The sequence below is a fragment of the Acidiferrobacterales bacterium genome, from assembly GCA_028820695.1.
In the GTDB taxonomy this organism is placed as follows: Bacteria; Pseudomonadota; Gammaproteobacteria; order Arenicellales; family JAJDZL01; genus JAJDZL01.
This window is the reverse complement of record JAPPIB010000055.1, coordinates 48,409-61,419: the sequence shown is the minus strand read 5'-3', so window position 1 is coordinate 61,419 and position 13,011 is coordinate 48,409. Positions and strand designations below refer to the sequence as shown.

Sequence of the window (13,011 nt, the reverse complement as noted above, 5' to 3'; positions counted from 1 at the left end):
ATACCGACCAACCGCTCGATAGGATAATTCACGATGTCGCGTAAGCGGAACAAAAAAACCAACCGGCGAAAGTCGTCAGGATTCGGCCTGTTCATTCTGGGAATCCTAGTCGGTGTGATATCCACCGTGCTGACGATGGGCGCAATGGAAGACAGACCTTTGAATATCGGGGCCGGCATCGCGAGCCTGCTCGACCGGGTTGAAGAAAGTGACAGTGTGACCGAGTCGCAAGGTACAAAGGAAGAGTCGACAGCCGACGCCCAATCAAAGCTTCAATTCGGCTATCACCAGTTTCTGTTGGAAGATGAGTACGTGTTGCCCCAGGTCGTTGCTCCAGAACTGAAACAGCAGACAGCCGAGGTGTCCCAGCCCGAAGATACTGAAAGTGAGAATACGCAGCCGGAACAAACTGTCCAGCTGCCGCCAGAACCTGAAGGCTCCGAATATGTACTGCAAGTCGGCTCCTTCAATAACTTCGAGGATGCGGATGCGGTCAAGGCAAAACTTGCCCTGAGCGGCCAGCAGGCATTTATCCAGAAGGTGACTGTCGAGGATCGGGGAGACTTCTACCGAGTTCGACTTGGTCCCTTTGACCAGTTGAATGTATTGCACGAAGCCGCCGAATTTCTGGACAGCATCGGATTTCCATCAATCAAGTTCCGAATCAAGAACTGATTTGGCCAGACCTGCGTCAGGCCCGCTCGCGAAGCCAATTTGCCATTCTCTGTGGAATGTCGCGCCCGGCTTTGGCACTGACGTAAATCCCTATGTGTCCTGTATCGTAGGCGAGTTCGGAACAGTCTTTCGATCCGGTTAGATATTTCAACGCCTGCGACGAGGCGGGTGGAACCAGATGATCCTGTTTGGCGAAGATGTTCAGCAATGGTTGCGATACAGACTTCATATCAACAGGCAGGCCGCCGATCGATAATCCTCCGGTTACCAGCCTGTTCTCGTGAAAAAAGTTCTTGAGAAAGTCGCGGAACATCTCGCCCGCTTGATCGGGGCTGTCGAATATCCATTTTTCCATCCGCATGAAGTTCTCCACCTTTTCTGGATCGTCGGAAATCTTCACAAAATCCAGGTATTTCTCAACACCCAGTTTGTAGGGTCTCAACGATAGGAAAATGCTGTTCAGAAGTGTTCCCGGAACGTTGCCCATCGTGTCAACCAAAAGGTCGACATCAATCTCGCGAAACCAGTGCGCGAGCATATTGTCTGAAGTGTGGAAGTCAACGGGTGTAACCATCGTGACCAGATTTCGCACTTTGCGCGGTTGGAGGGCCGAGTAGCAAAGACTCATGGTGCCGCCCTGACATATGCCGAGAAGATTCACCTGCTTTGCGCCTGAGTTTTGCAGTGTTCGGTCTACACACCGATCGATCAATACAGAAACATACTGCTGGAGATTCAAAAGACGGTCGCCGGGCCCGGGATATCCCCAGTCAATGAGATACAGGTCAATACCCTCCGCGAGCAGTCCTTGTACCAGCGATCGCTGTTCATGAAGATCAACAATATATGGTCGATTAACCAGAGCGTAGATAATCAGCAAGGGACTGGCGGTTGTCGCTGTGTCCGAAAAGGGCTGATAGCGATACAGGCGCAAACCGCCAACCTGATCGACCAGTTCCTTGGGTGTCGAGCCCACACAAATCTCACCGAGTCCGGCCGCGACCTGCGCGCCTTGTGCAAGCCGTGTTTGGAACTGCACTGATTCCTCGATAATTTTTTCGAAATTCTGCATTGGTTTTTGCTATTTCGTCTTCTTGCTTCGGGTAGAGGGCCGCTTCGGTGTGCTCGACGCTCTCGATGTCTTTTTGCGTTGAGAGGCCTGCACGCTCTTCAGACGTCTTTCCAGATCTTGAACTTTAAGGTTGAGTTGCTCAATTTCCGCAGTGGATTGCGAATTTTTCAGATGAAGGTCATCCAATTCGGTTCTCGTGGGTTGTCCCGCCATAGTGGCCAACTGTTCCTGCATTTTGGTTCCATGACGAAGCAGTCGCATGCTGGCGTCGATCAGATTGCCATACGCCACACAAAAGTCCTCAGTGCCGGCGACTTTCAGAAATTCACTGTCACAACAGTCAATCCACTGTCGACAGACATCCTCGAATCCCATGTTTTCGTCCATGTCCGAAATCGACTCAATGAAGCGTTCGCTGGCACTGATTGTGAATTTATCGAACATTGCTGTGAACTCCCGCAACGCGGATCCATATTCGTGCTGCAGCCGCAATAACTCAGTCCAGTCTTCCTGGTATTCTCGCCCGATTCCAAGAGCGGGCGGTTGACTGCCCAACGACGTTGGGCGCATCAGCGTCTTGCCTTGGTCGAAGAACTGCTGCCAGGGGTTGTAGTTCGAGACATCAATCATGGGCGGGAAGTTTGGCGGGATCGGGTTGATGGTGAACTGCCTCATCATCTGTTCCATCTGCCGTTGTCTGGCAGCTTGGTCGGATGGACTCTGCCCAGCCTCAAACACAGAGCGGAAGAAGTTGCCAAGCTCGTGCATTTGCGCGTAGACCGGAGAAGCCGGCGATGCGTTTGACCACGCTTTAGTCCACATTGAGTAGATGTCGGTGGGGTTTTGTGTTGCCCAAGGATTAAACATGGTGATCAGGTTTTTGAAATCGTGTCGGTTGGTTCGACCGCACAATCCTTCCCATGATGATTCACAATGGCTCTGTTTAACTCAACGGTGGATGCTTTCCGAAGTTTGGAGTGAATATAGTTGCCCATGGCTGTCTACATAGTTGATTGGTTCGACTGAGAATGACCTGGCGAACTCAGTTGCGAAAAGGAGCAACCTTTCCGACTGCTACATCACCACTATATCAGCAAGACGAGCGCACCGAATCTGCTCCGGATATTGTTAGTGTAAGCCGCCTTCGATTGCAAAACGTCAGAATTTTGCTTAGGAACGACTTTTCGATTGATTCGGATCAGGCAATAGGACTCCTTCCTCAGATTGAAATTTGACAGATAATTCATTGCACACTATTTTGATATGCCGGAATTTTGTTTTGGTATTCGAATGTGTGCTTATCCACCAACTTCCACTTCGAACAGGGCGAGCACGATTAACCATTGATATCGGCATATCCGCCTTTCGTTCATAAAAGAAATTTAAACTTTTCAACTCTTGAGTTGATAAGCGCGGAGCCAAGACTTCCATTATTTTCACATATGCTGATCCGTAATTGGGCTCGGTATATTCTTCTCCGAATAGGCAGTAAGTAATTTTTCCTTTGAAGGTGGATGTCCGCGTTGATTTATCACCAGATAGTTTTACGCGTGGTTCGTGTGAAGTGGGTTGAGAAGGTGACCTCAAATTCTCAAAAAATTGAATTACATCTTGTTGTTCAGGGGCAAACCCGCATATTCGCGAAGTTTCCTCTATAAGAAATTCAACAAATATTGCTTCTTCGCCAGACGTCAAATTTCCCCAGGCTTCGCTAATTTTGGATCTTGCGAGGTTGCGATTTTGAATTTTCTCTTTGATGTTTTTTGCAATTTCAATTGACTTGCCAGACGCTACGTTGTCATACGACAAAAGTTCACGAAGATCATTGGCTATTTGATTTTCGTCGCCGCCGGCAAAATCAAAAGTTCTAACCAAGCGTTCCTGATAGCTGCCGGGCTCAATCGGTAAGTAAACCCTCCATTCTCTGCCATCAGTTAAGAATGCAAGTGCTACTCCGGTATGAAATGCGTATTCGAACAACTGCTGATCCGCATCAACTTTTCCAAGAGCCTTCACCTCAATGATACATCTGGGATTCGCACTGACTTTAGGAACAATCAGCGCATAATCCACCCTACGATTGTTGACTGAATATTCAGGAACCACTACGTTTGGATCAGTAGTATCCCAGCCAAGGTGGGTCAAGACAGGAATGACAATCTGTACACTAACCGACGCTTCGCTCGGGTACGCGTTGACTGAAGTAATCAAATTTTGTTTGACGCCGTTAATGAGTGTTGCTAAAGAATCCATAATCTGCCACCAACGTTAGAATTGAAACTTTCGGACCTAAAACGACCAACTCGTGTCTGTCAGAACTCACTCTGACTTTGTTTGGACTCTCGAGCTCATGCCTCATCGTCAGGCTTCGGTTTCTATTGAATAAGTTTTCACTTTCTCTTGTCAAGTGTTTTAGTATCTTTCGCCCAACCTTGCTGACTCGGGTTCCCGATCGCCAACCATCGATGTGCGGGTCGCACTGTCTTGCCATCCTAAATCGTTGGACACGAAAACACCAATTTTGTGTTAGTCTTTTGCCGCTTCATCATGCCGCAGAATACTTGTAGATCTGTCGTGGGCGTCATCTCGGATGGAAGGAAACACCTATAACATTCTTGAATCGGAACGTTTAATTCGCTTCGGGCAAGAAGCGCCTGATAGAGATCGAAGGGAAGCCATAATGATCCTCAATCACCAGGAAGCCATAAAGTATGTTGTTGATGACTTGGCAGATATCTCGATCAATCAACGGGATATATTCAACATTCACGCCCTGCTTGCAGATGGTCTTCTCATAGACCCATCTATGGCCGGCAGATTAAGGAAAATGCCTGTCAGAATGGGCCCGCTCAAGCTGCCAGCCTCTCGATTCCCCTTATGCGATTGAAGAGGAATTTGAGGTTCTTGTTGGTAAGGCCGCACTCACCTATCGCGTTTTTGTTCGCAGTGCAGCATTGCGTTTTGGAATTGAAAGCGATTTGTCAGGAAGATATCGATAGGATGGCTGTGGAAGCGGGAATTCCGGAGAACGATCGTGAAGAGGTCATTCGCTATGTGGAAAGAGAAATTCGCGGGTTGCACGAAGGCAACCTGATACGCTGCCGGCCGCGCCAAAAAGATTTAATTGGTTTCGTAAACCGGTAATCTGGTCACCAAGAATTTTTTGTGACTGTTCACATCATTGCCAAGAATTTTTCTAACCCGTACCCGACGCAATACGAAAAAACTGATTGATTCCCATAGTGTGGCTGGCGTAATACAATTTGACGAATCTGTGCCGGTTCGGGTTTTCTCTTGGATTTTCCCAATTGACACTCAGTTGATCACAAACAATTGGAGATGAACGATGACTGTAACAATAGGGCAGAACGCACCGGACTTTACGTTGAAGTCGACTGACGGTGCTGATGTGTCACTTTCTGACTTGCGAGGTAACAACGTTGTAATCTTTTTCTATCCGCGTGACAACACACCCGGTTGCACGAAGGAGGCATGTGGTTTCAGGGATCTGTGGGATGACATTCGAGACACTGGTACCGAAGTGATCGGGGTATCACCGGACGATGCCGAATCCCACGCCAAGTTTGTTGACAAGTACAATTTGCCATTTACCCTGCTCTGTGATCCGCAACACAAGGTCATGAGCGAATATGGTGCGTACGGTGAGAAAAATATGTATGGCATAAAGACAATCGGCGTGATCCGATCAACAGTGATCGTTGACCGCGAAGGCAGGATCGCTCACCATTGGAAACGGGTTCCGAAAGCGTCGGCTCATCCCGCAAGAGTGTTGGAAGTATTATCTCAGATGGCCTGACCGGCTTGACCTTCGACAACGTCTGGCGGGAGCTGAGCATGCCGCGGCAGTGGTAAAATATCACTTTTAACTTGACATCAAGGACGACTATATGAATTCACAAGTTGCCGTCGTTACAGGCGGTACCAGAGGTATCGGTGAAGCGGTTTCGATCGCGCTGTCTGGGGCAGGATTCAACGTTGCGGCGAACTATGCCGGCAATGTTGAACGCGCACACGCATTCAGCGAAAGAACCGGAATTCCAACCTATCAGTTCGACGTAAGCGACTTTGGGCAGTGCCAGGCGGGCGTTGCAAAGATTACTGAAGATCTCGGCAATATTGACATCGTTGTCAACAACGCCGGTATCACCCGGGACAAAACGCTTCATTCGATGGATTTTGATCAGTGGAATGAGGTGTTGCAGACGAATCTTTCGTCCTGTTTCAACATGTGCCGCTGTGTGATTGAAGGGATGCGCGAGCGAGGATTCGGACGAATCGTCAACATAGGCTCGATCAACGGCCAAGCCGGCCAATATGGCCAGGTCAACTATTCAGCATCCAAATCCGGTATTCACGGATTCACCAAGGCACTCGCCAAGGAAGGTGCCGGCAAAGGCATTACGGTCAACGCAATTGCACCAGGATACGTCGACACAGACATGGTGCGCGCGGTTCCCGAACGGGTGCTTGAGAAGATTATTCAGACGATTCCGGTCGGGAGACTGGGGCGCGCCGAGGATATTGCGAGGGGCGTGCTGTTTCTGGTCGATAAGGAGGCATCGTTCATTACCGGGTCGACCATCGACATCAACGGCGGACAGCATATGTATTGAGCATGCCATGGACGAACCAAGAGTCATCAAGAAATATTCGAACAGACGTCTTTATGACACTGTAGAAAAGAAATATGTGAACCTGTCGGAGGTGCGTCAGCTGGTGCTGGACGGTGTTGAGTTCGCGGTAACTGATGTCACATCAGGTGATGATATTACCAGACAGGTTCTGCTTCAGGTGATCGCTGAACAGGAACTCGGGGGGCACCCTATGTTCACGACCGAAATTCTCAGTCAGATGATTCGGTTTTATGGCGGCGCGTTTCAGAGTGTATTTACGGACTATCTGAGCAAGACCGTTTCAATCGTCAATGGCCAGCAGCAGGCCTATCAGGACCAGTTGAACGAACTGCTGAGCGCAAGTGGCATGTCTTCAGTCAGCGAAATGACACAGAAGAATTTCAAACTTTGGACCGACATGCAGCAGCAGATGCTGAACATGTACGGCATTCCGCCAACTGACAAGGACAAGTGATACATCTTTCCGCCGCCTGCTTGAGTGGTCGGATCCTTCGATCCTGACTATCAGCCTGAGCAAAACGAATCTGAGGGCGAATCTGACCTTCGATGGACTACAAGGTATATATGTGCGTGGTGTGCGGTTTCCTCTATGAGGAGGAGTTCGGCATGCCGGAAGAGGGAATCGAGCCCGGAACACGTTGGGAAGACATTCCGGATTCCTGGGTGTGCCCGGATTGTTCCGCCGTGAAAGAAGATTTCGAAATGATCGAGATCTAACCGCGTTCCAGCTTCAGTTCCGACTGAATCTGGACTCGTACACCTTCAGTTGCTCGGCACTGATCAACAATACAACCGACTCGCCGCTTCTTGAAGTCAGCCACAAGAACGGAATGTCCGGGAACTGTGACTCCAGAGTCTGTGCCGATCCGCCAAGCTCAATCAGCAAGTGCCCGTTGTCGGACAGGTGCCGAATCGCTTGGCAAAGTATCTTCTTTACGATTTTCAGACCCTCATCTGCCGCTTCCAGTGCCAGTCGCGGCTCGTGGTGGTATTCCGCTGGCAGATCGTCGGCGTCAGTACTGCTGACATAAGGCGGGTTACATACGATCAGGTCGTAACGATTCCTCTCAAGACGTTCAAAAAGGTCACTCTCGACCAGCCGCACCCGCTTGTCGACGCCAAAGCGCGAGACATTGATCCGGGCCACATCAAGCGCATCAGGGTCGATATCAACTGCATCGACAATCACATCCGGGTATTTCAAAGCCATCGCGATGCCGATACACCCGCTGCCGGTACACAGGTCCAATACATGGCGCACGGACTGCGGGCTGATCCAGGGGGCGAAACCGTCTTGAATCAGGTCTCCGAAATGTGATCTTGGCACGATGACGCGTTCGTCGATGTAAAACGCATGTCCTGCGAACCATGCCTCTCGAATCAGATAGGCAAGCGGCTTTCTCAAGTTGATTCTGGCATGGATCAGTGCCTGAATCGCAGAACTGTGCTCACGGCTTACTTTTTTATGACAGACGTCTTCGTATTCGTGATCAATCAGGCCGGTCACATGCAATGTCACCCAGATGGCCTCATCACGGGCGTTGTCGCAACCATGCCCGAAGAACGAGTCAGATTGCTCAAGACGCGCGAGCGCCCATTCGACATGATCTGAAATTGTGGTGGGTTGTGTGCCAGGCACAATACGTGAGCGTCATCACAGTCTGGTCCAGACTCGCCGATGACAGGAAGAACTCTCAGAGTCCGTACTTCTCCTTGAATCGTCCAACTCGACCGGCGGTGTCGATAATCTTCTGCTTGCCGGTATAGAAGGGATGACAGACGGAACAGATTTCGATGTTCAGGTCCTTTTTCAAGGTCGATCTTGTCTCGAAACTGTTCCCGCAGACGCAGGTGACCTTGATGGTCGAGTAATCAGGGTGAATGCCTTGTTTCATGGGGTTCACATACTTGGTTTGGGTTTTTCGATCAGTGCCCGAAAAATATTGTCCAGGCCGTAAGACTCATTGACCGGAATTACAGGAGACAATATGTTACCAGATCGAATTCTTCCCGGTCGTAAAATCCTGACAGCTCAATTGGCCCGTCAGGATGCTCGTTTCATCGAAGCAAAGAACTCCGCGTTGGTCTTTGTTGCACGAAGCCTCTCCAGCAGCAGCTCGATCGCTTCGATATCGTCATGCGAATGCAACAGTCGACGAATCGCCCAGATCATTTTCAGCTCAGTTGGCTCTGTGAGCAACTCCTCCCGACGTGTTCCGGACTTCGCAATGATGATCGAGGGGTAGACCCGCTTTTCAGCGATACGGCGATCAAGGTGAATCTCCATATTGCCGGTGCCCTTGAACTCCTCATAGATTACTTCATCCATTTTTGAACCGGTTTCGATTAACGCCGTAGCGAGAATCGTAATGCTTCCGCCCTCTTCGACATTCCTTGCCGCACCGAAAAAACGCTTCGGTCGTTGCAGGGCACTTGAATCAACACCACCCGTGAGCACTTTACCCGAAGCCGGGGCCACAGTGTTGTACGCTCGTGCGAGTCGTGTGATCGAGTCGAGAAGAATGACTACGTCACGCTTGTGCTCAACCAGACGCTTGGCTTTTTCGATTACCATCTCAGCCACCTGTATGTGTCGTGAGGCGGGTTCGTCGAAAGTCGATGAGACAACCTCTCCGCGGACCGAACGCTGCATTTCGGTTACTTCTTCCGGGCGCTCATCGATCAGCAGCACGATCAGCTCCACTTCCGGATTGTTGGCGGTGATTGAATGGGCGATCTGCTGCAGCATGACGGTCTTCCCCGTCTTCGGTGCCGAAACAATCAGTCCGCGCTGACCCTTTCCGATCGGCGCTACAAGATCGATAATCCTCGCGGTCAAGTCTTCCGTACTGCCATTGCCCAATTCGAGTCGCATGCGGGCATCCGGATGCAGCGGAGTGAGGTTCTCAAACAGAACCTTGTCCTTGACCTTGTCCAGATGCTCATTGTTGATCTTCTCGACCTTGAGTAACGCAAAATATCGTTCCGAGTCCTTGGGCGGTCGGACCAGTCCGGATACCGAGTCTCCGGTTCGCAGGTTGAATCGCCGGATCTGACTGGGCGATACATAGATGTCATCAGGTCCCGCAAGATAGGAACTTGATGGTGATCGAAGAAAACCAAATCCATCCTGGAGCGCTTCCATTACGCCTTCGCCGGTAATGTTGCCGCCACTTCGAGCCTCAGCCTTCAGGATGGCAAAAATTTGATCCTGCTTTCGCATCCGGCCCACACCGTTGATGTTCGCATTGCGTGCGATTTCGACCAACTCAGTTGGTGATTTTGATTTTAGCTCGGTTAAGCTGATTCCCATAGAAAATGCCTCTGTGATAACACAATAGGTGAGATGGCAGCAGGCGCTGCCGAGAATTAAGAATGTGTTTGTGAGTAGTAGGTAACTTAGATGTCAGAGAAGAGACTGGTGGTCGATTGCGACCCGCTGGAATTTAGGAATTCTAAATTGGCGGCGGAAATTATAACCTTTCTTTGATCAATTGTTAATCGCTCCGTCAATGAACGCTGTCAGTTGAGATTTTGAGACGGCACCGACTTTCGTAGCCTCTACCGCACCATTCTTGAAAATCATCAGTGTCGGGATTCCGCGAATCCCATATTTCGGCGGTGTGAGTGGATTGTCGTCAATATTAAGTTTGGCCACCTTCAGCGACCCGGCATATTCGACCGCAACCTCCTCCAGAATCGGCGCGACCATTTTGCATGGACCGCACCACTCCGCCCAGTAATCGACAATTACAGGGATGGATGAATTGATGACATCCTCATCAAATGAGGTGTCGCTGATGTGTACTATTGAATCTGACATTATTCGAGATTTCTATCGCGGACCGAACAGGACTTTATTCTGGAGCAGGGATAAGCATTATTGACGAAAATGAAATTAATGCAAGTATTTTTTTTAATTAAAAGTCTTCCGACGTTACTCAAAATTTACGAAAAATCGAATCGTTCGTCATATAAATGGTTGTATCTTTTATGTTTACTTTGCAGAAACGACGTTGATTCAGTCAGGAACTGAATCTCGCACGAATTTGCAACTCGGCGACAATAATTCCCAAACCAGGCTTCGCTGCGGCGACAGTTCGATCAGCCTCAGCATCCTGTGTCACCGAGGTCGTTGAACCACGAGCTGAGAAACTTGAATTTCTAGTGTTGGACTGAGCGCGAGGATAATCAATGAAAACGTGACAGAACCATAACCGGGTCGACAGATAACCCGTGAGAATTTTTTAACCCTTCAATTACTATCGATTACAATGCAAACGTTGTTCATGTATTTCTTTATGAGGAGGATCACAAAATGAAACGCCGTGATTTATTGAAAGGCAGTGCGCTTGCTGCCGCTGCTGCAGGTGTCTCCACACTGGCCGCACCTGCAATTGCGCAGGAGCGAGTCTCAATTGTTGTCGTATCTACGTGGGCCAGAGACTTCCCGGGTCTCGGTACTGGCGCGCAAAGATTTGCCCAACGGCTGATTGACATCAGTGATGGCAGATTTCAAGTTGATTATTTCTCCGCCGGGGAACGTGTGGGTGCCTTTGACTCTTTTGACGAGGTAGCCTCCGGCAACGCACAGATTTATCACGCCGCGGACTACTACTGGAAAGGTAAACACCCTGCATGGGCGTATTTCACAGCGGTTCCATTCGGGTTGACTTATACCGAGATGAATGCCTGGATCCGATTTGGGGGTGGGCAGGAACTATGGGACGAACTGGCTGGAGAATACGGCCTGAAGAATCTGATGTGCGGAAATACCGGCGTGCAAATGGGCGGTTGGTTCCGAAAGGAGATGGAAAGCGCTGATGACTTCAAGGGTCTCAAAATGCGTATTCCGGGTCTTGGTGGGGACGTTTTGGCGAAACTCGGTGCCTCGCCGGTCTCGTTGCCCGGTGGCCAAATCTACGAAAACCTGATTTCCGGTGCAATTGACGCCACCGAGTGGGTCGGGCCATGGAATGATGCAGCGATGAAGTTCTATGAAGCAGCCAAATACTACTATTATCCTGGTATGCATGAGCCGGGCTCCATGTTGGCCGCTGGCATCAACAAGGATTTTTGGGAAAGTCTCTCCAAATCCGATAAAACCATGATTGACGCAGCCGCATCAATGGAAAATGATGTGATGATGGCCGAGTTCAACGCCAATAACGGCGCATCTCTGACGAAACTGGTCAATGAGCAGGGTGTAGAGTTGCGCAAGTTCAACGACGACATCTACGACTCTTTCGGCGAAGCTGCAGAAGAGGTGTTTGCGGAAACTGTGGAACACAGTGACCTCGCCCGACGAGTTCATGAAAGCTTCCTGCGTGCACGGTCCGATATCGGTGGCTGGCAAAAAATTGCTGATCAGGAGTACCTGAGTCAACGCAATCGGGTCACCGGAGTCTAACCGCAAATTATTGCGAAACCTGACCGGAATTTATCTAGCAGGTCTTTATGTTTCTGGGAAAGCGGGGCCTTAGGGTCCCGTTTTCCAGTTTTACAGCCTGTACTCATATTGCACAAGCGAAGACCCGCGCCGAAACGGGATTCTTATGCGAATTGCTCCGTTCCGATTTCTGGAAACCGCTGCCCGCCATCCGCGACTTATACGTTCTTTATCTGTCGTAATGGTTGCAGCGGTATTGCTGTTTCTCATCGACAACTTCTTCATCTATTGGACTGACTGGCCGGGCATCAGTCGGTTTCTTGCACACCTTGGGATCCTGGCCCAAGACGATAAGTTCAAGGCTATCGAAGGACTTGTCTTGGTAACCGGCTGGATTCAGTTTCTATTTACTGCGGCACTGCTGGTCTTGGCGGTTTTGTGGGTTTTTCGCACCCCTGACCGGGACTTGAACAGCGATGCCGAACTTTATGACGCGTTGGCTGCTTATTTCACACGTCTAGCATTCTGGTCGATCTTTCTGATTGGATTCACGGATGCACTGATCTCATTTTTGAGGGTGGAAGGATTCCTGCCTGTCATTTTCGGCGATCACTTGGCCACACAGCTTGGCCGTTCAGTTTTCCGCGGCACTTGGATTCACTATCCGTTAATCTGTGTCGCAGCACTAGTTGCGCTGTTCAATCGTTCTATCGGTTTTATTTGGTTGGCGCTGATGATTGTTGCCGCTGAGTTTGTCATCGTCGTCTCGCGCTTCGTATTTTCTTACGAGCAGGCATTTCAGGGTGATCTTGTAAGATTCTGGTATGCTGGTTTGTTCTTGTTTGCCAGTGCGTACACACTCATGCACGACGGACATGTGCGAGTCGACGTGTTTTACACCAATTTCACCGAGCGAGGCAAGGCAACAAGCAACGCCATTGGATCCCTGATACTCGGACTGCCGCTTTGTTGGACCATCCTTATACTCGGAACCAACAGCCGCGGCAGCATCATTATCAGCCCGATGCTGAGCTATGAAATCTCGCAAAGCGGATTCGGCATGTATACCAAGTACTTCATGGCAGTCTATCTGATCGTATTCGCAGTCACCATGGCCATCCAGTTCGTGAGCTTTTTTCTCTCGAATATGTCGAAACTGACAGAAACCGAATCCGATGAGTCAGCCGAGCCAAACTTGCCGGAAGGAGCAAACGCCTGAT

The 13,011-nt window shown here is 49.8% G+C and carries 16 protein-coding genes; 9 read left to right on the top strand and 7 right to left on the bottom strand.

The genetic code is table 11. The features are described from left to right. Positions 1-33 precede the first annotated feature (33 nt). On the top strand, positions 34-675 hold the full coding sequence (locus tag OXI60_11025; GenBank protein ID MDE0310340.1) for an SPOR domain-containing protein: 642 nt from the start codon (positions 34-36) through the stop codon (positions 673-675). Between the two features lie 16 nt (positions 676-691). On the opposite strand, the gene phaC is transcribed toward OXI60_11025, so the two are convergent. From phaC to OXI60_11010, 3 genes are all read right to left on the bottom strand, one after another. Further along, positions 692-1,747, bottom strand: a complete 1,056-nt coding sequence (gene phaC / locus OXI60_11020; protein ID MDE0310339.1) for a class III poly(R)-hydroxyalkanoic acid synthase subunit PhaC — start codon at positions 1,745-1,747, stop codon at positions 692-694. A gap of 9 nt (positions 1,748-1,756) precedes the next feature. Further along, positions 1,757-2,569: a hypothetical protein gene (locus OXI60_11015; protein MDE0310338.1), complete on the bottom strand. Its 813-nt coding sequence runs from the start codon at positions 2,567-2,569 to the stop codon at positions 1,757-1,759. Between the two features lie 348 nt (positions 2,570-2,917). Beyond that, positions 2,918-4,000, bottom strand: coding sequence for a hypothetical protein (locus OXI60_11010; protein MDE0310337.1), 1,083 nt, complete (start codon positions 3,998-4,000; stop codon positions 2,918-2,920). A gap of 337 nt (positions 4,001-4,337) precedes the next feature. On the opposite strand from OXI60_11010, the gene OXI60_11005 reads away from it, so the two are divergent. The 6 genes from OXI60_11005 to OXI60_10980 all read left to right on the top strand — a co-directional run bounded on the left by OXI60_11005 (position 4,338) and on the right by OXI60_10980 (position 7,119). Beyond that, positions 4,338-4,634 carry a hypothetical protein gene (locus OXI60_11005; GenBank protein ID MDE0310336.1) on the top strand — a complete coding sequence of 99 codons (297 nt, stop codon included), beginning with the start codon at positions 4,338-4,340 and terminating at the stop codon, positions 4,632-4,634. Between the two features lie 74 nt (positions 4,635-4,708). Continuing rightward, positions 4,709-4,891: a hypothetical protein gene (locus OXI60_11000; GenBank protein ID MDE0310335.1), complete on the top strand. Its 183-nt coding sequence runs from the start codon at positions 4,709-4,711 to the stop codon at positions 4,889-4,891. 202 nt (positions 4,892-5,093) lie between these two features. Continuing rightward, entirely contained in the window at positions 5,094-5,564 is a 471-nt protein-coding gene (locus OXI60_10995; GenBank protein MDE0310334.1) for a peroxiredoxin, read from the top strand. Between the two features lie 91 nt (positions 5,565-5,655). Continuing rightward, positions 5,656-6,381, top strand: a complete 726-nt coding sequence (gene phbB / locus OXI60_10990) for an acetoacetyl-CoA reductase (protein MDE0310333.1) — start codon at positions 5,656-5,658, stop codon at positions 6,379-6,381. A 7-nt stretch (positions 6,382-6,388) separates the two neighbouring features. Beyond that, positions 6,389-6,856, top strand: coding sequence for a polyhydroxyalkanoate synthesis repressor PhaR (phaR, locus tag OXI60_10985; protein MDE0310332.1), 468 nt, complete (start codon positions 6,389-6,391; stop codon positions 6,854-6,856). A 92-nt stretch (positions 6,857-6,948) separates the two neighbouring features. After that, positions 6,949-7,119: a rubredoxin gene (locus tag OXI60_10980; GenBank protein ID MDE0310331.1), complete on the top strand. Its 171-nt coding sequence runs from the start codon at positions 6,949-6,951 to the stop codon at positions 7,117-7,119. 13 nt (positions 7,120-7,132) lie between these two features. On the opposite strand, the gene prmB is transcribed toward OXI60_10980, so the two are convergent. The 4 genes from prmB to trxA form a co-directional block, all read right to left on the bottom strand. Then, a complete protein-coding gene (gene prmB / locus OXI60_10975) occupies positions 7,133-8,041 on the bottom strand; it encodes a 50S ribosomal protein L3 N(5)-glutamine methyltransferase (protein ID MDE0310330.1) in 909 nt (302 codons plus the stop codon). A gap of 55 nt (positions 8,042-8,096) precedes the next feature. After that, positions 8,097-8,297: a 50S ribosomal protein L31 gene (rpmE, locus tag OXI60_10970; GenBank protein MDE0310329.1), complete on the bottom strand. Its 201-nt coding sequence runs from the start codon at positions 8,295-8,297 to the stop codon at positions 8,097-8,099. Positions 8,298-8,446: 149 nt separating this feature from the next. Beyond that, positions 8,447-9,709: a transcription termination factor Rho gene (gene rho / locus OXI60_10965; GenBank protein ID MDE0310328.1), complete on the bottom strand. Its 1,263-nt coding sequence runs from the start codon at positions 9,707-9,709 to the stop codon at positions 8,447-8,449. A 183-nt stretch (positions 9,710-9,892) separates the two neighbouring features. Further along, the gene (gene trxA, locus OXI60_10960; GenBank protein ID MDE0310327.1) at positions 9,893-10,225 is read right to left on the bottom strand and encodes a thioredoxin TrxA; all 333 of its coding nucleotides are present in this window, start codon (positions 10,223-10,225) and stop codon (positions 9,893-9,895) included. Between the two features lie 495 nt (positions 10,226-10,720). Between trxA and OXI60_10955 the strand changes: the two genes are divergently transcribed. Next, positions 10,721-11,812, top strand: a complete 1,092-nt coding sequence (locus OXI60_10955) for a TRAP transporter substrate-binding protein (GenBank protein ID MDE0310326.1) — start codon at positions 10,721-10,723, stop codon at positions 11,810-11,812. Between the two features lie 145 nt (positions 11,813-11,957). Continuing rightward, the gene (locus OXI60_10950) at positions 11,958-13,010 is read left to right on the top strand and encodes a TRAP transporter small permease subunit (GenBank protein ID MDE0310325.1); all 1,053 of its coding nucleotides are present in this window, start codon (positions 11,958-11,960) and stop codon (positions 13,008-13,010) included. Position 13,011 lies beyond the last annotated feature (1 nt).